This is a genomic window from Embleya scabrispora (assembly GCF_002024165.1).
Taxonomy (GTDB): Bacteria; Actinomycetota; Actinomycetes; order Streptomycetales; family Streptomycetaceae; genus Embleya; species Embleya scabrispora_A.
In genome coordinates this window covers 953300-972691 of record NZ_MWQN01000002.1, presented here as the reverse complement: position 1 = coordinate 972691, position 19392 = coordinate 953300, and the positions used below count along the sequence as shown (strand labels likewise).

Here is a 19392-nt window from a genome sequence, read left to right as displayed (position 1 = left end):
ATCGTAATCTGGGCGCATGTCCGACGAGCTCTCCCCGTCGCCCGAATCCGGGGCGGTGCAGGATTCCCCGCTGATTCGGAGCCTGCGTTCGGCGCTCGACGCGGCGCCCCGTGATCTGCCGCTGCGCCTGCACCTGGCCCAACTGCTGCTCGACGCCGGGCGCTTGGACGCCGCCGTCGGCGAGGTGGCGGTCGCGCTCAGCCAGGAGCCGGCCGACCCGGAGGCACGGGCGCTGATGGCGCGGGCGATGGGCGGCGCGACACCGGCCGCGGTGGAGACCCCCGGCACGACCTCGGCCGCGCCCCCGCAGCAGCAGCCGCCCCGCCCGGCCGGTTTCGACTGGGTCGCCGCCGAGGAGGAGGTCGAGGGCGTCGTCCCGCCGCGCTTCGTCGCGCCGCGGACTCCGGGCACCCCCGAGGCGCCGCTCGCCGCCGACGGCTCCGGCGACCCCGGCGGCGCGAGCGCGTGGGACGTCGAGGCCCCCGAGGGGCTGCGGCTCGCCGACGTCGGCGGCATGCAGGAGGTCAAGGACCGCCTGGAGGCCGCGTTCCTGGCCCCGATGCGCAACCCGGACCTGCGCCGCCTCTACGGCAAGAGCCTGCGCGGCGGCCTGCTCCTGTACGGGCCGCCCGGTTGCGGGAAGACGTTCATCGCCCGCGCCGTCGCCGGCGAACTGGGCGCCAACTTCATCTCGGTGTCCATCAGCGACGTCCTGGACATGTGGATCGGCAACTCCGAGCGCAACATGCACGAGGTGTTCGCCACCGCCCGCCGCAAAGCGCCGTGCGTGGTCTTCCTCGACGAGTTGGACGCGCTCGGCGCCAAGCGCAGCCGTACCCAGCACGGCGGCCTGCGCAACACCGTCAACCAACTCCTCACCGAACTGGACGGCGTCGGCGACGTCAACGAGGGCGTGTTCGTGCTCGCCGCGACCAACGTGCCCTGGGACGTCGACCTCGCGCTGCGCCGCCCCGGCCGGCTCGACCGCACCCTGCTCGTGCTGCCGCCCGACCGCCCGGCGCGCCAGGCGATCCTGCGCTACCACCTGAGCGGGCGCCCGATCGCCTCGGTCGACCTGGGCAAGCTGGTCAAGATCACCGACGGCTTCTCCGGCGCCGACCTCGCGCACGTCTGCGAGAGCGCCGCCGAGTCCGCCCTGCTCGACTCCGCGCGGACCGGCTCGGTCCGGATGATCGGCATGGCCGACCTGCTTGCGGCGGCGAAGGCGATCCGGCCGTCCACCGAGGCCTGGTTCGCCACGGCACGCAACGTCGCGATGTTCGCCAACGACGGCGGCACCTACGACGACCTGCTCACCTACCTGCGAAAGAGCGGCAAGCTGTGACCGAGCACCCACTCGTCGAACAGGCCAGGGCGCTGCTGACGCTCGACCGTGACGAGGAGGCGGGCGAACTGCTCGCCCGGCGGCTGGCCGAGGACCCGGACGATGTCCGCGCGTGGGTGCAACTGGCCTACGTACACCAGGGGTTGGGGCGGGACGAGGAGGTACTGACCGCCACCGCAGCGGCGTTGGCCCTCGCGCCGGACGACTACGAGGCGCTGATCGTGCGGGCGTACGCGCTGCGCCGGTCGACGCGGCGCGAGGAGGCGGAGGCCACCGCCCGGGCCGCGATCGGGCTCGCCCCCGAGCTGTGGAACGGATACGCCGCGCTGTCCGAGGCGTTGACCGCGTGGCAGGAGCGCTGGCCGGAGGCGTTCGACGCGGCCTCCACGGCGGTGCGGTTCGGCCCGGAGGCGGTCAACGCCCACCGCGCGCTGTGGAAGGCGTCCCTGCTGGTCGGCCGCAACGACGTACGCGCCCAGGCCGTTCGCGAAGTGTTGCGCCTGGACCCGCAGAACGCCTGGGCATTGGCCGAACTCGCCGACCGGGCCGAGTACGACGCCACCCGCGCACCGCTGATCGGCGCCGGCGCCAAGCTCACCGCCTCCGCCGACGCCGCCGCCACGGCGCTGGTCGCCGACCCGTCCTCGGAACGCTTCCGCAAGCAGATCGACGCGGCCGTGTTCCGCATGTTGCGCGGCACCCGCTGGATCGCCCTGGTCTGCCTGGTCCTGGCCGCGCTCGCGGCCCGGGTCTTCCCCACCGGCGACGACGCCACGTCGTTGCCCGCCCCGCTCGGCACCCGCGTCTGGGCGCTGACCCTGATGGCCCTGGCCTGGGCCTTCGGCGCCTGGCGCCGCTATCGCCGGCTGCGCGCGGGCGTCCGACTCAGCATGTGGTCGCTGGTGCGTCGGGTCGGCTGGGCCCGCCTGGTGGTGGTGCAATCCGCGTGGATCACCACCACCGCCGTGGTCATCGCGCTGAGCCCGTGGTCCGACCGGCTGATCCCGCAGATCCTGTTCTGGGTGGCCCTGGTGCCCACACTGCTGACGATCCGGCTGGAACGCGCGGCCGCGCGCTGACGGCGGGCCGTGATCGGTCTCCGGTCACCCCCGGTCAGCGCCCGGTCAGCGCCCGACGGCGTAGCCCTGTACACCGCGTGAATCCGCCGCGGCCGACAGGACGCCCGTGTGGGGGTCCCGCGCGACCGCGCACAGGCGGCCCTGGGACCACGGTTCGTCGACCGTGACCAGGTGGCCCCGCTCGCGCAGCGCGGTGATCGCCCGGTCGCCGAGGCGGGATTCGACCGTGAGGCTGCCGGGGCTCATCGTGCGGGGGTGGAACGAGCCGGGGAAGCTCGCGGTGTGCCAGTTGGGGGCGTCGATCGCGGCCTGGAGGTCGAGGCCGCCCAGCGCCACGGCAAGGAAGAAGTGCAGGGACCACTGGTCCTGTTGGTCGCCGCCCGGGGTGCCGAAGGCCAGCACCGGCACGCCGTCGCGCGCGGCGATCGACGGGGACAGCGTGGTCCGGGGGCGGCGGCCCGGGGTGAGCGAGTTGGGCAGGTCGGGCTCCAGCCAGGCCATCTGGAGCCGGGTGCCGAGCGGGAAGCCGAGTCCGGGGATGGCCGGGCTGGACTGGAGCCAGCCGCCGCTGGGCGTCGCGGAGACCAGGTTGCCCCAGCGGTCGGCGACGTCGAGGTGGCAGGTGTCGCCCCGGGTGACCCCGTCGGCGCGGACGGTCGGCTCGCCGGTGCCGGGCGGCCGGATCGACGCGGCCGGCGCCTCGCCCTGGGCGACCGGCAGGCCGGGCAGGAGCGGGATCCGGCCGCCGGGGGTGCCGGGGCGCAGCTCGTGGGACGCCCGCGCGTCGATCATCGCTCGCCGGCCGGCGTTGTACCCGCCCGACAGCAGGTCGTCGAGCGGCACCGGCGCGGCGTCGCCGTACCAGGCCTCCCGGTCGGCCATGGCGAGCTTGGTGCCCTCGACCAGGATGTGCACGTACTCGGGGTCGTCGTACCCGAACTCGTCGGACAGCAGGGCGAGTTGCTGGAGGAAGACCGGGCCCTGGCTCCACGCGCCGGGCTTGTACACGGTCCAGCCCCGCCAGTCGTGGCCGGCCGGCTCCTCGTAGGAGGCCGCATAGCGGACGAGGTCGTCGCCCACGAGGGTGGACGCGTGGCGCCGTCCCGAGGTGTCCATCGCGGGCTTCGCGGCGAAGTCGGCGACGGCCTCGCCGATGAAGCCCTCGCGCCAGATCCGCCGGGCCGCCTCGATCTCCGCCTCGCGCGTACCGCCCGCGCACGCGCGCAGCAGCGTGCGCCACGTGCGGGCCAGGGCGGGATTGCGAAAGAGTGTCCCGGTCTCGGGCGCGGGCAGGTACACCTCGGCCGAGGTCGTCCACTCGGTCTCGAACTGCTCGCGCATCCGCGCCACGGTCGCGGCGAGCAGCGGCGAGACGGGGTGTCCCGACTCGGCGTAGCCGATCGCGTACGTCAGCACCTCGGCGAGCGGCTTCGTCCCGTGGTCGCGCAGGAGCGTCAGCCACGCGTCGAAGGAGCCCGGCACGGCGGCGGCCAGCGGCCCGGTCCCGGGCACGAGGTCGAGGCCGAGCGAGCGGTAGTGCTCGATGGTGGCCCCCTGCGGCGCGGGCCCCTGGCCGCACAACACCCGGACCGCGCCGCCCACCGGAGCGAGGATGATCGGCACCTCCCCGGCCGGCCCGTTCAGGTGCGGCTGTACGACCTGGAGCACGAAGCCGGCCGCCACCGCCGCGTCGAACGCGTTGCCGCCGTCCTCGAGGACCGCCATCGCCGACTGCGACGCGAGCCAGTGGGTGGTGGATACGACCCCGAAGGTCCCCCGCACGGTCGGCCGGCTCGTCCAGTCGCTCATCGCGCCTCCTCCGTGCCGGGCGCCCCGGCCCCGCCCTGGGGCACCGCCGAGCACGATCCGGCCAGTCTCGCGTGGTCGTGCGGCTACCGAAAGGATTCGTCGGGGTTGCGCACGCTTCGGCAAACGGGAACGACCGGGAACGATTTCCCAACTGTTGCCGAGCTGCTTGGCAGATGTTGCCGATTCCGCAGGATCGCCCGGCGAGTTGAATCGCTCTCAGCAGCCGGGCGAACAGCCCTCCACGAATGTGATCGAATCACCTCCCCTCCGATTGGAGCGCGCTGATGACGCCTGCCGCAGCGGCGGGACCCCGCCGACGGATCCGGATCGGCATCGACACCGGCGGTACCTTCACCGACGTGGTCGCGCTGGACGAGGAGTCCGGCGAGCTGGTCACCACCAAGACGCCGTCCACGCCGAGCGACCCCGCCGACGGCTTCATGAACGGCATCGACAAGGTGCTGGGCCTGCTCGGATGCACCGGCGCCGACGTCACCGCCGTCGCGCACGGCACCACGGTGGCCACCAACCAGCTCCTGGAAGACAAGATCGACCGCCTCGGGTTCATCACCACCGAGGGCTACGAGTACATCCTGGAGATCGCCCGCCAGGCGGTCCCGGACGGCTACGGCAACTCCTACTTCTGGGTCAAGCCGGACCGGATCGTCCCCGTCGACCTCGTGCACACCGTGGGCGGCCGGTTCGACCACAAGGGCAACGAGGTCCGCCCCTTCGACGAGGAGGGCGCCCGCGGCGCCGCCCGTCGGCTGCGCGAGCAGGGCATCCTCACCATCGGCGTCTGCTTCCTGCACTCCTACGCCAACTCGGCGCACGAGGAGCGCATGCGCGAGATCCTGCGCGAGGAGCACCCCGAGGCGATCGTGTCGATCAGCTCCGAGGTGCTGCGCGAGTACCGCGAGTACGAGCGCTCGATGACCACCCTCGTCGACGCCGCGGTCAAGCCGCGCGTGGCCCGCTACGTCGGCGGCATCCGGCAGCGCCTGGACGCGTTCACCACCGCCGGCGAGGCGCCCCGCCGCGTGCCGTTCGCGATCATGAAGTCCAACGGCGGCGTGCTCTCCGCCGAGGAGGTCGTGCACCAGCCGATCACCACCGTGCTCTCCGGCCCGGCCGCCGGCGCCCTGGGCGCCGCGCTGATCGCCGAGAAGGCCGGCTTCGACAAGGTCCTGACCTGCGACGGCGGCGGCACCTCCACCGACGTGTCGGTGGTGCTCGGCGGCGAGCCGACGCTGACCACCGAGGGCACGGTCGGGCGTTTCCCGTCCAAGATCCCGATGATCGACGTGGTCACCGTCGGCGCCGGCGGCGGCTCGATCGCCTGGATCTCCCCCGAGGGCACGCTCAAGGTCGGCCCCCGCTCGGCCGGCGCCGACCCGGGCCCGCTGTGCTACGGCAAGGGCGGCACCGAGCCGACCATCACCGACGCGCACGTCCTGCTCGGCCGCATCCCCCCGCACCTGCTCGGCGGCGAGATCCCGCTGGACGTGGACGCCGCCCGCGAGGGCCTGACCAAGATGGCCGCCGAACTGGGCATGGGCATCGAGCAGTTGGCCAACGGCATCCTGGAGATCTCGGCCTGGAACCAGGCCAACGCACTGCGCCAGATCACCGTCAAGCGCGGCCTGGACGTCCGCGACTTCACCATGGCCACCTTCGGCGGCTCCGGCTCGCTGCTGCTGTGCCGCCTCATCGACATCCTCGGCCTCGCCGGCGTCATCGTGCCGCGCGACCCGGGCAACGTCTCCGCGTTCGGCCTGCTCACCGTCGACGTGCGCTGCGACTACGTGCAGACCGCGGTCGGCAGCCACCCCGAGCTCGATCACCCCAAGGTGGCGGGCATCTTCGACGAGCTGGCGGGCAAGGCGGGCGACGCCCTCGACAAGGAGGGCTTCGCGGCCGAGGACCACCGCTACGTGCGCACCGCGGACCTGCGCTACTTCGGCCAGGCGTTCGAGGTCCGGGTGCCGGTGCCGGACGGCCCGTTCACCGCCGAACTCGCCGACACCGTCGCCGAGTCCTTCCACACCGCGCACGAGCAGCTCTACGGGTACAACTTCCGCGGCGACACGAGCCAGCCCGTGGAGTGGGTCAACCTGCGCGTCACCGGCGTCGGCCCGATCCGCCGCCCCGAACTGCGCGAACTCCCGGGCCGCGAGGGCGATGTCGAGCGTGCCCGCACCGGCACCCGCGCGGTCTGCTTCGCCGACCGCGACGGCTACGTGGACACCGCCGTGTACGCGCGGCCCGAACTCGCCCCGGGCGACCTGGTCGTCGGTCCGGCGATCATCGAGGAGTTCGGCTCCACCATCCCGATCCACCCGGGCTTCGCCGCCCGCGTGGACGCCTACGGCAACGTCGTGGTCACCCGCGACACCGACACCACCTCGACCGCTTCGAAGGGAGCCTGAACATGAGCGCCGGCACCACCGCCACCACCCCGCAGGACGCGCTGCACGGCGTCGACCCCGTGCTCCTGGAGATCGTCGAAGGCACCCTCGCCTCGGTCGAGATGGAGGTCGAGACCGCGATCGGGCGCACCTCGCGCTCGCCGATGATCCGCGACGCGCACGACTTCCGGGCGGGCATCCACGACCGCAAGTTGCGCAAGCTCACGGGTCGTTCGTACTCCGCGCTGGTGCACCCCATCGCCCGGGACTTCCCGCTGGAGACGATGCGTCCGGGCGATGTGTTCTTCCACAACGACGTCTACGAGTCGGAGGGCGGCATCGGCCACCTGCCCGACCTGTGCGTCACCGTCCCGGTCTTCGCGGACGGCCAAGTGGTCGCGTTCGTCCAGGCGTTCGGGCACCACGACGACATCGGCGGCTGCTGCCCCGGGTCGATGCCCTCGGGCGCGACCACGGTGTACGAAGAGGGCCTGATGGTCCCGCCGATCAAGCTGTGGGACCAGGGCGTGCCGAACCAGGCCGCGCTGCGCATCATGACCCGCAACTCGCGCATGCCCGACTCGCTCGCCGCCGACCTGGACGCCGAGTGCTCGGCGTGCCTGATGGGTTCGCGCCGGCTCGGCGAACTCTTCGAGCGCTACGGCCGCGAGACGGTCGAGGCGTGCTTCGACGCGATCCTGGACAAGACCACCGAGACCTACCGTCGCGAGATCCTGTCCAAGATCCCCGACGGCGAGTACGTCTGGGAGGACTACGCCGAACACGACGGCGTGGACGAGCCGATGCTGCACACGCAGCGGATCACCCTGACGAAGACGCCCGACAAGATCCTGATCGACTTCACGGGAACGTCGAAGCAGGCCAAGGGCCCGATCAACCACTGCGGCGACTACGCGGACGGCAACTTCCTCAAGAAGTGGCTCGCCCCGATCCTGCGCAACCTCGCGGACACCCCCGAGCGGATGGCCGAACTCGACGTCAACGAGGGCGTGGTGCCGCTGATCGAGATGAAGTTCCCGGAGAAGGGCACGCTGCTCACGCCGATCTTCCCGGCGCCGACCAACGCACGCACCTTCGTCATCCTGCGCCTGCTCGGCGTGCTCTCCGGCGTGCTGGCCAAGGCGGTCGACGGCCGGATGCCGGCCGACCAGGAGACGATCCGCTACACCGGCGTCTACGGGCACGACGCGGACGGCCGTTCGTACCTGATGCGCGAGGTGCTCGGCGGCGGCTCGGGCGGGCGCTACTACGCGGACGGCGAGGACACGATCCACGTCGTGCCGGACTCGCGCAACCTGCCGACCGAGTTCACCGAGTCGCGCTTCCCGTTCCTGGTCGAACGCCTGGGCCTGGCGGCCGACTCGGGCGGCCCGGGCGAGTTCCGCGGCGGCCTCGGCTACGAGAAGCACATCCGGATGTTGCTCGACGCGTCGTTCATGTCGATCGCCGACCGCTCGATCCTGTCCTGCTGGGGCGTCAAGGGCGGCAAGGCCGGCCGGCCCTTCCAGGTCGTGATCGACCCGGGCGGCCCGAACGAGCGCGAGATGGAGGGCCTGGTCGACGACGAGCCGGTCAAGGCCGGCGAGGTGATCCGGATCCGCACCACCGGCGGCGGCGGGTGGGGCGACCCGCTCAACCGCAAGACCGAGTCGGTCCTGCGCGACGTCCGGTGGGGCAAGGTCTCCCGCGCGGCGGCGGCGGACGACTACGGCGTGGTCCTGACGGGCGAGGGCGACGAGTTGGCGGTCGACGAGGCGGCGACGGAGGCGCTGCGGGAGTCGATCCGCACGGCACGGCCGGAGGTCGAGCCGTTCTTCGACCGCGGCCCGGGGTACGCGCTGCTGTCGGGTGGGCAGGCGTACGCGGCGGTGGACCTGCTGTAAGCGGCGCGTCGAGGGCTGCGGGGGCTGGGGCGGGGGCTGGGGCTGGGACTTGAGCCGCTGGGACTTGAGTCGCTGGGATCCACGCTTGGCCCGCCCCGGCCCCTCCGCCGATGCCGAAGGAGCAACCCGAACAGCCGCGCCTCTCTCCGCGATCGGGAGGCGCGGCACGGCCCCGCCCGGCCACAACCGCAACCCGCCCCGGCCCCGACCGTCTCGACGGTCGGGGCCGGGGCGTTGGCGTTGGCGTTGGCGTACACCCATCCAGCGCCCCCCACTCGGGCGGGACGACCCGGGATTCAGGCGGCGCATCACACCGCACCGCACCGCACCACCCGGCATCGCGAGGCGGCCCGCCGGGATTCGTGAGCAGCCCTACGCCGGTTCGTCCGGCGTGCGTTCGGTGGGCAGCGCCTCGACCGCGTGGGCGATGGCGGGGCGGAGCTGGTCGAGGGTCGTGTCGGGGCCGAGGATCATGCGCCGCAGGTGCGGCATGGTCAGCGTCCAGGCCACGAGGCCGAGGGTGAAGAAGAGGCGGCTGCGCGGGTCGTCGTCGGGGTGTGCGGTAGCGGCGGCCCGGGCCTTGTCCTGGTAGTGACGGGTGCGGACGTCCTCGGCGGGGACGGGCCGGTCGCCGAGTTCGAGGGCTTCCCACATGAGCAGGCGCAGGGCCTCGGGGTGGGCGCGGTGGTGGTCGAAGAGGCGTTCCGCGTAGGCGGGCAGGTCGTCGTCGCCGGGCGGGACGTCTCGGGCGAGGTCGGCCATGAGCCGTTCGAGGACGGCTGCGAAGAGCTGCTGCTTGTCGCCGAAGTACTCGTAGATGGCCCGCTTGTTGGCCTCGGCCTGGGCTGCGATGCGATCCACCCGGGCGCCGGCGACGCCGTACGCGGCGAATTCGGCGGTCGCCGCCGCGAGGATGCGTTCCTTGGTTGCCGCAGAGTCGTAGGCCATGGAGCGATTGTAAGGAACCGGTTCGTTTGACGAGCGCGCGACGGCGTGCCAGGCTCTCTTACCAGCTTTCGAACTATCTGGTTCGTTCGATTGGAGGAATGTGATGTCCCCGACCGATCGGTCCTCACCAGCCGGCGAGCCGCGCCGGCGAGTGTCCCTGCTGATGGCTCTGGCGTGCGGCGTCTCGGTGGCCAACGTGTACTTCCCGCAGGCCCTCGGCCCGCTCGTCGCGGACGGCCTCGACCTCACCCCCGGCGCGGCGGCGGCGGTGGCGACACTGACCCAGCTCGGCTACGCGCTCGGGATCTTCTTGCTGGTCCCCCTCGGCGACCGGCTGCCGCGCCGGCCGCTGATCACCACCTTGCTCGCGGTGACCGCGTGCGCGCTGCTCGTCGCGGGCCTCGCCCCCGCGTTCGGCGTACTCCTCGCCGCGGGCACCGCGGTCGGCATCGCCACCGTCGTCCCCCAGGTGCTGCTGCCGATGGCCGCGGGCCTGGTCGCCCCCGAGCACCGGGGCCGCATCATCGGCACCCTGCAAGGCGGCCTGATCGGCGGAATCCTGCTGGCCCGCACCTTCGGCGGCATCGCCGGCGAACACCTGGGCTGGCGCGCGCCGTACCTGATCGCCGCCGCACTCACCGCGCTCCTGGCAGTCGTCCTCGCCCGCGCCCTCCCGGCCACCACCGCGTCCGGACACGAGCGCTACCCGACGCTGCTCGCGGACACCCTGCGCATGCTGCGCACCGAGCCCGCTCTGCGCCGCTCCGCGCTCTACCAGGCCATCCTCTTCGGCGCCTTCAGCGCCGTCTGGACCGCACTCGCGCTGCTGATCACCGGCCCCCGCTACGACCTGGACACCCAGACGGTCGGACTACTGGCCCTGATCGGCGCGGCCGGCATGTTCTACGCCCCGGCCGCCGGACGCCTGGTCGACCACCACGGCCCCGCCCGGGTAAACCTGGCCTGCGCCCTGGCCACCCTCGCCGCCGCTTCGATCCTGACCCTCGGAACCCTCGCCGGCATCATCGGACTCACCGCCCTGGCGGTCGGCCTGCTCCTGCTGGACGTCGCCATCCAATGCGGCCAAGTCGCCAACCAGGCCCGCATCTTCGCGCTGCGCCCAGAGGCACGCAGCCGGCTCAACACCGCGTACATGACCTGCTCGTTCCTCGGCGGCAGCGCGGGCAGTTGGCTGGGCGTCCACACCTACACCCGACTGGGCTGGCCAGGCGTCTGCACCCTCGCCGCCCTCGCCGCCGCCATCGTGCTGGCCATCCACATCGCCTCACACCGCCCTGGCAGAAACCGCGCACCGGCAAAGCCGCCGGCTCCCCAACCGACAACGGCAACGCGGTGAGGACCCCGACACCACCGCCCGCGCGCCCATCGCCCGCGCGCCCATCGCCACACGACCTACAACCCGCAAGCCACAACCAAAAACCAACAACCAACAAGGATTCCTCATGACCTTCCCGGCAATGCCCCCAGCCGTCCTCCGGTTCTTCCGCGCCTCCCAGGACGGCGACGCCGACACCTGGGCCGCCGCCTTCGCCGAAGACGGCGTCTTCCACGACCCCATCGGCACTCCGCCGATCACCGGACGCCCCGCCATCCACGCCTTCATCGCCTCCGTCATACCCAACTTCCACCCCTTCCTGGGCCTGACCCCCACCCAAGCCCACACCGTCGGCAACCACGTCGCCGTCACCTGGTACGGCGCCGCCGTCACCTCGGACGGCAAACCCGTCAACTGGTCCGGCATCAACATCTACGACCTCGACGACACCACCGGCTTGATCCGCGAGGCCAAGGCATACTTCAACCCCGCCATCTTCCAAGCCCAACTCACCCGATAGCCCAAAGAAACACGGCAGCAACGCCGCGGGCGACCCGGTGGTTCGTAAGGCCGGCCCCACACATGGCCACACCGCACCGCGCAACCACCGCAACCGGTAAGGACACAGCGCTCCTCCGCAGCGCGTCGGCGGTGGACGTCACGGTCGGCCAACGGGGCACCCGACCGCACCCCGACCGACAGGCCAAGGCCGCCAAGAGCGGCGGGGGCGGGCCGGGCCACCGCACCGAGTGGGCCGGGGTGCCTGCGGTGGGCGTTGCACCTCGGCCGGACGGGGCCGGTATGGGGCCGGTCAGAGTCGGTGGCTCGGCCGCCGCCGGCGTTCGGGACTCCGAGGCCCGGGAGTTCCGGCGAGACGCGCGCGTTGGTCGGCGAAACAGGCTGGCACCGGGTGTCGGGTCGAGTCCGCCGAGGTGCCTTCCCGAGTGGGCCGGGCGTTCTCGGCGGGCGTTGCGCCTTGGGTTGCGGGTGGCTGGTGCGGGGTTGGTCCGAGTCGGTGATGGGCCGCCGCCAGCGTTCGGGGCTCCAAGACCCGGGAGCTCCGGCGAGATCGGCGCGTTGCTCACCGAAAACCGGCTGGCAGCGGGGAGCAGGGGGGCGGGTCGGGTCGTGTTCCCCGGCCGGCCTTGTCGAGTGGGTCGGGTGCTCTCGGCGCGCGCCGCGCTTGTGATTGCGGGTGGCCGGTGCGGGGCTGGTCCGAGTCGGTGATGGGCCGCCGCCAGCGTTCGGGGCTCCAAGCCCCGGGAGCTCCGGCGAGATGGGCGCGTTGCTCACCGAAAACCGGCTGGCAGCGGGGGGGCAGGGGGGCGGGTCGGGTCGTGTTCCCCGGCCGGCCTTTTCGAGGCGGCCGGGTGTTTCCGGCGGGCGTTGCGCTCGCGGTTGCGGGTGGCCGGTGCGGGGCCGGTCCGAGTCGATGGTGGGCCGCCGCCAGCGTTCGGGGCTCCAAGCCCCGGGAGTTCCGGCGAGATGGGCGCGTTGGTCGGCGAAAACCGGCTGGCAGCGGCGGGCAGGGAGGGCGGTGCAGTCGAGTCCGCCGGGGTGCCTTCCCGAGTGGGCCGGGCGTTTCGGCGCGCGCCGCGCTTTGGGTTGCGGGTGGCTGGTGCGGGGTTGGTCCGAGTCGGTGATGGGCCGCCGCCAGCGTTCGGGGCTCCGAGACCCGGGAGCTCCGGCGAGACGCACGCTTTGCTCAGCGAAAACCGGCTGGCAGCGGAGGAGGGGTCGGGTTGGTCTCCCGAGGCGCGTTCTCGAGTGGATTCCGAGTGTTTCGGCAGGAGTTGGGGTTCGAAACCGGATCGCGATGGGTGGTGCACAGCCTTGAGGTCTGGTGACCTGCGGTTTCGCGTGGTCGGTACGGAAGATCGGGTGCCGAGTGCCGGTTTCGTGTGCCTCGTCTTCTCGACGCCGGTCAGAGCGGCCGAAACTGCCCGGTCGAGTCGGTTGCGTGCGCTTCGGCCTCCCGCAGACCGTTGAGGACGACCGAAACTGCCAGGCGGGCGCCGGCGGGACCGAAACCGGATCCCGAGGCACCCGAAACAGCTTCCCCTTCGCGCCGACCTGCGGTTTTCTTACACATTGAGGCAACAACACCCCACGCGATCCGGGTTCGTGAACCTTCGTCACTCACTCGCCCACCGCCCGCCAAAAACGCCCGGCCCCCTCGGGAAGGCTTCCCGGCAGACCGACTCGACCGCTCCCCTGCCCGCCGCTGCCAGCCGGTTTTCGCTGAGCAAAGCGTGCGTCTCGCCGGAACTCCCAGGTCTTGGAGCCCCGAACGCTGGCGGCGGCCCACCATCGACTCGGACCGGCCCCGCACCGGCCACCCGCAACCGCGAGCGCACCGCCCGCCGGAAACACCCGGCCGCCTCGAAAAGGCCGGCCGGGGAACACGACCCGACCCGCCCCCCTGCCCCCCGCTGCCAGCCGGTTTTCGCCGACCAACGCGCCCATCTCGCCGGAACTCCCGAGTCTTGGAGCCCCGAACGCTGGCGGCGGCCCACCATCGACTCGGACCAGCCCCGCACCGGCCACCCGCAACCGCGAGCGCAACGCCCGCCGGAAACACCCGGCCGCCTCGAAAAGGCCGGCCGGGGAACACGACCCGACCCGCCCCCCTGCCCCCCGCTGCCAGCCGGTTTTCGCCGACCAACGCGCCCATCTCGCCGGAACTCCCGAGTCTTGGAGCCCCGAACGCTGGCGGCGGCCCACCATCGACTCGGACCGGCCCCGCACCGGCCACCCGCAACCGCGAGCGCAACGCCCGCCGGAAACACCCGGCCGCCTCGAAAAGGCCGGCCGGGGAACACGACCCGACCCGCCCCCCTGCCCCCCGCTGCCAGCCGGTTTTCGGTGAGCAACGCGCCGATCTCGTCGGGGGCTTCGGGTCTTGGAGCCCCGAACGCTGGCGGCGGCCCATCACCGACTCGGACCGGCCCCGCACCGGCCACCCGCAACCACAAGCGCGGCGCGCGCCGAGAGCACTCGACCCACTCGGGAAGGTCGGCCAGGGGACTCGACCCGGCTCGCCCCTCTACCCAGCGCTGCCAGCCGGTTTTCGCCGACCAACGCGCGCGTCTCGCCGGAACGCCCGGGTCTCCGGGCCCCGAACGCCGGGGGCGGCCGGCCCTGCAACTCTGACCCCACCCGCACCGGCGCCCCCGATCAAGACGCAACCCCGCCGCGCGCACCCGACCCACTCCGGAAGGCCCCTCGGCGAACCGACCGTGCCCCTGCCGCTGCCACGCGGATTTCGCCGAGCTCAGCGCGCGTCTCGCTGGGGTGTGAGCGGTCAGTTCGGAATCCCCCCGTAGGCCAGTGGTGTCGTCGCTCTTGGTTCAGGCCGGACAGGCGTCTTATGGACGTGACCGGCTGCCGGGGTGCTTCGGTTCCGGGCGCGGGCGATCAGTGGTCTGCGGAGTGGGTGTCGGCGAGGAGTTGTGCCGTGAGTTCCATGCAGCGCATCCGGGCGGGAGAGAAGTCGTAGGGCATTTTGGTGATCGCTTGGAAGGGGCTCATCCCTGTGTCCTCCTCTCCTGTCAGGTCGGCGTCGTAGATCTCGAAGCGCTTTTCTTCCGCCGCGTCGAGCCCGGCTGCCTCCATGGCCTGTTCCAGGGCGACTTGTTGCGCGCATCGCTGGGCGGCGAGTTCTTCGACGCGTGGGTCGTGGGGGTCGACGCCGTCGTCGAGGGCGGCCTCGGCGGCGTCGAGACGGTCGTCCTCGGCCCTCAGATCGGGGTGGGTGGCAAGCACGATAAACACGCCGGCCTGGATGGCGGCGCCCAACGGGCCGAAGACTCGCTCCGTGACCAGCAGGGTGTTCAGGTCGGTGGGGCGCAGTGCGCCCGGGGGCAGGTGGCCGAGCCGGTCCGTGACCAATTCGGAGAGCAGCCCCAGCGGGCTGCCCAGCGCTCGCAGGCGCTGGACGGCCGCGCGCTGACGTTTGATTTCGGCCTCCCGCGCCGCCAGGGTCTCCTCCAGGCTGCTCAGGATCTCCTGGATGTCCCGGGCCTCGTCCCGGGCTTCGTCGAAGGCGGTCCGCATGTCGTCCAGGCCGACACCGACCGCCGCCATCCTGCGGATCCACAGCAGGCGGATCATGTCGTCGTAGCCGTAGCGGCGGCGGCCGTCTGCGCCTCGTTCCGGCTCCGGCAGCAGGCCGATCCCGTGGTAGTGGCGGACGGCACGCGGGGTCGTCCCGGCGAACGCGGCGGCGTCACCGATCCTGACCCGGCGGGGAGGCGTGATGGAGGGGTACATCGGACCGAGCCTTTCGTACTGTGGTGCCTCGACGACACCACATGCCGCTACGGCAGGTGCAACAACCCCACCGAAAACGCCGCAGGGTAACCACCGGCGGTCGGGTACTTCCCCACCCAGACGCGACCCCCGCCGCACCCCCGACCCCTGCTCTCAGGTGTGGGCCGGCGGCTCGGTGGTCTTCAGGGCGGTCAGGAAAGGGGTCCAAGTGGCTTCGCGGAAGAGGCAGGTGCCCTTGGTGGGTTCCTGGGAGTCGCGTATGGCGATGGCGTGGCCGGGAGAACGGGCGCCCTCGACGCAGTTGACGTCCGGGTTGCTGTAACTGGACTTGAACCATTCGCTCGTGGTCATGAATCAGATCTCCTTGATCGCCTCGTGGATCATGTTCCGGGCTTCTTGGGGGCCCGGAGCAAGAACTTGGAGCTCGCGGAAGTTGTGCTCGTAGGTGTCGATGGTGCTGTCCCGGGCGACGACCCAACTTGCGGCCATGCTCTCCAAGTAGACGATCGGCTTCGCAAGCGATGCCCTGGCGAACCGGATGATGGTGAATGGGCCGCTCATACCGATGTGAATCCCCAGGCTGAACGGCACCACCTGCACGTGGACGTTCCGCATGGTCGAGATCTCGGCAATGTGTTTGAGCTGCTCAACCGTCACCGTCGAATCCCCTCCACGGCGACGCAATACCGACTCGCTGAGGATGACGAAGAGTTCCAGGGGCCCTTCCGCTCGGTACAGAGCTGCCTGTCGGGCCATCCGGGCGGCGACGCGCATCTCGATCTCTTCCGAGCTGTAATTCCTCAACTCGGTCCGATGAATCGCCCTTGCGTAGGCTTCCGTTTGCAGCAAACCGGGCACGTAGTCCGATTCGTAGTCACGCACTACGGTCGCCGAGGCCTCCAGCCCGAGGAAGGCATGGACGGTCGGCCCAACCGAGGGGTGCGCCCCGGTCGACGCCCATCGGTCCTGCTTGGTCCTGGTCACCGTGGCATAGTCGATCAGCAACGACCTCGTCTCGGCGTCGGCCTTGTAGAGGCCACACAGCATCGCCGTGTCGTCCGGTTCGACGACGACGTTGTCCCCGTACTCCAGTCGGGTCACCTTCGACGGGCTCCACAGGAGTCGCTTCGCCACCTGACTCGACTTCAGACCGGCTTCACGGCGCAACCGGCGCAGTTCCGCGCCGAGTTGCAGACGGCACAGGGCAGGCGTGGCCGACTCGATGTCTTCCATCATTCTTCGTTCCTCCGCGCACGGTTTCAGTGTCCCGGCGAACGTCCCGCCCCGGCAAGAACGTTCTGCGTCACAGTGGGAATTACCGTGCCCGAGTGCATTTTCGGCTCATTTCGGCCGGCAATCCCGTCGTCATGCTAGTGGCCGAAACTCACGTGTCGCGGTTGAATCAACGCATTGGGTGATCATGGACATGGGGTTGCCATGGGGCAATTCCCCTCGGCCACGCCTCATCGCCGCCGGAAATCCACCTCCTCCGCCTCCCGTCCCGGCCACGTCAGGCGCGTCGGTGCGGCGGCGGTTTCGGCCACCAGCCGCCCCCGCGAGATCACGTGGCTCGGTCGTACCTGCCGGCGCAGTACGTCGAACGGGGAATCGGCGGGCAGCAGCAGGAAGTTGGCCGGGCGGCCGACCGCGATCCCGTACCGCTCGCCCAGATCCAGCACGCGCGCCGCCCGTTCCGTGACCATCGCGAAGGCCTCGTCCATCTCGGTCTGGCCGGACAGTTGCGCGGCCAACACCCCCGCGTGGGCCACCTGGATCGGGTTGGCCGTGCCGAGCGGGAACCACGGGTCCATCACGTCGTCGTGGCCGAACGCGACGTTGACGCCGGCCGCCAGCATCTCCTTGACCTGGGTCAGGCCGCGTCGCTTCGGGTAGTCGTCGAAGCGGCCCTGGAGGGTCAGGTTCACCATCGGGTTGCAGACCAGGTGGATGCCCGAACGGGCCACGATGCGGCGGAGTTTGCGGCTGTAGGCGCCGTTGTACGAACCCATCGCGGTGGTGTGGCTGGCCGTCACCCGAGAGCCCAGGCCCGTCCGGTGCGCCAACGTGGCGACCACCTCGACGAAGCGGGACTGTTCGTCGTCGATCTCGTCGCAGTGCACGTCGATGGATCGGCCGTGGCGCTCGGCCAGTTCGAAGAGGATGCGCAACGATTCGACGCCGTCCTCGCGGGTGTCCTCGAAGTGCGGGATGGCGCCCAGCACATCGGCACCCGCCTCGGCGGCGCGGGCCATCAGGCGTTCGCCGTCGGGGAAGGAGACGATGCCCTCCTGGGGAAAGGCCACCACTTGGAGGTCGAGCACGTCGCGCACCCGCTCGCGCAGTTCGATCAGCGCGTGCAGCGCGGTGAGTTCGGGGTCGGTGACGTCGCAGTGGCTGCGTACGTGCAGTACGCCGTGGGCGACCTGCCAGCGCAACACCTGTTCGGCGCGGGCCAGTACGTCCTCGCGGGTCAGCGTCGCCTTGCGCTCGCTCCAGCGCTCGATGCCCTCCCACAGCGTGCCGGAGGTGTTCCAGCGGGGTTGGCCGGCGGTCAGGGCCGTGTCGAGGTGGATGTGCGGTTCGACGTAGGGCGGGGTGAGGAGGGCGCCGGCGGCGTCGAGGTGCGGGCCGGCGTGCGCGGTGCCGGCCGAGGTGGGGGTGATGGCGGTGATCACGCCCGCCTCGACCGCGACGTCCACGGGTTCGTGGCGGCCCGGGAGGCGGCAGTCGGTCACGGTGAGGGTGTTGTCGTCCGGCATGGCGGAGGGCTCCAGGGGTCGGCGGGAAAGGCTGGTCAGCGGGTAACGCGCTCGCGGCGGCCGAGCAGGAGGTACAGGCCGCCCGCGACCAACGCGCCGGCCAGCCACGACAGGTCCACGTTGCCGATCGCCCGGGCGCCCGGGCCGCGCAGCGCCTCGGGGACGCCGTACTCGAAGCACCAGGTGGCGACCATGCCGCACAGCAGCGCGACGATCGCCGACCAGCGCACGTCGGCGAGCAGGCCGCGACGCGGCGCGGCGTAGAGCGCGGCGACGTCCACGCGCTGTCGGGCGAACACGTAGAAGTGCACCAGCATCACCGCAGCCCACGGCGCGACCCAGGTGACCATGCCCGCGAGCCAGGTGTCCAGGGTGTGTGCCAGGCTCGCCCGGAAGATCAGGAACAGCGTGAACACGGTGGCGAACGCGCCCACCAGGCAGGACAACACGCGCCGCGAGACCTTGATGTCGAGGGTCTGCGCACAGAGCGAACAGCTGTACAGGTTGAGGATGTTGGTGGCGATCGGCCCGTGCAGTACGAGCAGCAGCACGGGGATGGCGAGCGGGCCGAACGAGTCGACGATCAGCCGGCCCGGGTCGGCCTTCGCGTTCACCGTGGCCAGTGACGCGCCGAGCACTCCGAGCCAGACCACGGGGACGAACTGGCCCAGCACGCTGGCCGCGTACAGCTTGCGGCGGGAGGTGGTGCGCGGGACGAAGCGGGAGTAGTCGGAGGCGTAGGCGAACCAGGTGATGCCCCAGCCGACGCCGATCGCGGTCATCACCGTGCTCATCGCCGACCAGCGGTCGCCGCCGCTCAACGTGCTCGCGTGGCCCCAGTCGATGTCGAGCCGGGTCCAGGCCACCGCGGTCATCGCGGCGAGTACGACCAGGGTGGCGGGTACGGTCCAGCGCTCGAAGCCGGCGATGGCGGCGAAGCCGGACGCGGCGATCGCGATCTGGACGGCCATCACCACCAGGACGACCACGACCTTGGTGCCGTTGCCGCCCTCGTAGCCGACGCTGTCGAGGAGGGCCATCACGAGGTCGAGCACGATCCAGGTGTTGATGGCGCACCACCCGGCGGAGATCACGCCCTGGACGGCGGCGGGCAGGTACGCGCCGCGCCGACCGAACGCGGCCCGCGCCAGCACCATCTGGGTCACGCCGGTGCGCTGGCCCATCAGTACGAACAGGCCGAAGACGCCCATCCCGATCAGGTTGCCGACGATCAGGACCAGTACGGTGTCGACCAGTCCCAGGCCGAGCACGATGCCGAGGGCGCCCAGGACCCAGTTGATCGGCGCGATGTTGGCGCCGGCCCAGATCCAGAACTGGTGCGCGGGCGTCGAGTCGCGGGCGTCGTCGGGTACCGGTTCGAGGGACTGGGTGTGGTCGACCGCGCGCTCGGGGCGGGCGGGCTGCGCGGATTGGTCGAGGGTTGCCACGGAGACCTCCGGTGGGACGGAGCGGAGCACTGCTGTGGGGAATGCGGTGGGGGCTGCGGTGGGAGCTACGGTGGGGTGATCACC

The 19392-nt window shown here is 71.6% G+C and carries 13 protein-coding genes; 6 read left to right on the top strand and 7 right to left on the bottom strand.

The genetic code is table 11. The annotated features are described in order from the left end of the window. The first annotated feature begins 16 nt into the window (after positions 1 to 16). Positions 17 to 1345 (top strand): ATP-binding protein, encoded by a 1329-nt coding sequence (locus tag B4N89_RS34650; protein ID WP_078980420.1) that lies wholly within the window; start codon positions 17 to 19, stop codon positions 1343 to 1345. After that, positions 1342 to 2424 (top strand): translation initiation factor IF-2, encoded by a 1083-nt coding sequence (locus tag B4N89_RS34645; protein ID WP_078980419.1) that lies wholly within the window; start codon positions 1342 to 1344, stop codon positions 2422 to 2424. The genes B4N89_RS34650 and B4N89_RS34645 overlap by 4 nt, the downstream gene beginning before the upstream one ends. A gap of 45 nt (positions 2425 to 2469) precedes the next feature. Here the strand turns inward: B4N89_RS34645 and B4N89_RS34640 are convergent, their stop codons facing one another. Then, positions 2470 to 4233 (bottom strand): gamma-glutamyltransferase family protein, encoded by a 1764-nt coding sequence (locus tag B4N89_RS34640; RefSeq protein WP_078980418.1) that lies wholly within the window; start codon positions 4231 to 4233, stop codon positions 2470 to 2472. A 284-nt stretch (positions 4234 to 4517) separates the two neighbouring features. Between B4N89_RS34640 and B4N89_RS34635 the strand changes: the two genes are divergently transcribed. Next, entirely contained in the window at positions 4518 to 6662 is a 2145-nt protein-coding gene (locus B4N89_RS34635; RefSeq protein WP_078980417.1) for a hydantoinase/oxoprolinase family protein, read from the top strand. A gap of 2 nt (positions 6663 to 6664) precedes the next feature. Continuing rightward, positions 6665 to 8545, top strand: a complete 1881-nt coding sequence (locus B4N89_RS34630) for a hydantoinase B/oxoprolinase family protein (RefSeq protein ID WP_078980416.1) — start codon at positions 6665 to 6667, stop codon at positions 8543 to 8545. Between the two features lie 372 nt (positions 8546 to 8917). Here B4N89_RS34630 and B4N89_RS34625 read toward each other — a convergent pair whose 3' ends face one another. Then, entirely contained in the window at positions 8918 to 9493 is a 576-nt protein-coding gene (locus B4N89_RS34625; protein ID WP_078980415.1) for a TetR family transcriptional regulator, read from the bottom strand. A 163-nt stretch (positions 9494 to 9656) separates the two neighbouring features. On the opposite strand from B4N89_RS34625, the gene B4N89_RS34620 reads away from it, so the two are divergent. Together B4N89_RS34620 and B4N89_RS34615 are read left to right on the top strand one after the other, a co-directional pair. Then, positions 9657 to 10850, top strand: a complete 1194-nt coding sequence (locus B4N89_RS34620) for an MFS transporter (protein WP_078980738.1) — start codon at positions 9657 to 9659, stop codon at positions 10848 to 10850. Positions 10851 to 10956: 106 nt separating this feature from the next. Next, on the top strand, positions 10957 to 11349 hold the full coding sequence (locus tag B4N89_RS34615; RefSeq protein ID WP_078980414.1) for a nuclear transport factor 2 family protein: 393 nt from the start codon (positions 10957 to 10959) through the stop codon (positions 11347 to 11349). Positions 11350 to 14246: 2897 nt separating this feature from the next. On the opposite strand, the gene B4N89_RS34605 is transcribed toward B4N89_RS34615, so the two are convergent. The 5 genes from B4N89_RS34605 to B4N89_RS34585 all read right to left on the bottom strand — a co-directional run bounded on the left by B4N89_RS34605 (position 14247) and on the right by B4N89_RS34585 (position 19308). Beyond that, positions 14247 to 15101, bottom strand: a complete 855-nt coding sequence (locus B4N89_RS34605) for a MerR family transcriptional regulator (protein ID WP_078980412.1) — start codon at positions 15099 to 15101, stop codon at positions 14247 to 14249. A 153-nt stretch (positions 15102 to 15254) separates the two neighbouring features. Next, positions 15255 to 15452, bottom strand: coding sequence for a DUF397 domain-containing protein (locus tag B4N89_RS34600; protein WP_078980411.1), 198 nt, complete (start codon positions 15450 to 15452; stop codon positions 15255 to 15257). 3 nt (positions 15453 to 15455) lie between these two features. Further along, positions 15456 to 16337, bottom strand: coding sequence for a helix-turn-helix domain-containing protein (locus tag B4N89_RS34595; protein ID WP_078980410.1), 882 nt, complete (start codon positions 16335 to 16337; stop codon positions 15456 to 15458). 227 nt (positions 16338 to 16564) lie between these two features. Then, entirely contained in the window at positions 16565 to 17860 is a 1296-nt protein-coding gene (gene codA, locus B4N89_RS34590; RefSeq protein ID WP_078980409.1) for a cytosine deaminase, read from the bottom strand. 35 nt (positions 17861 to 17895) lie between these two features. Continuing rightward, a complete protein-coding gene (locus tag B4N89_RS34585) occupies positions 17896 to 19308 on the bottom strand; it encodes a purine-cytosine permease family protein (RefSeq protein WP_078980737.1) in 1413 nt (470 codons plus the stop codon). Positions 19309 to 19392: the final 84 nt, after the last annotated feature.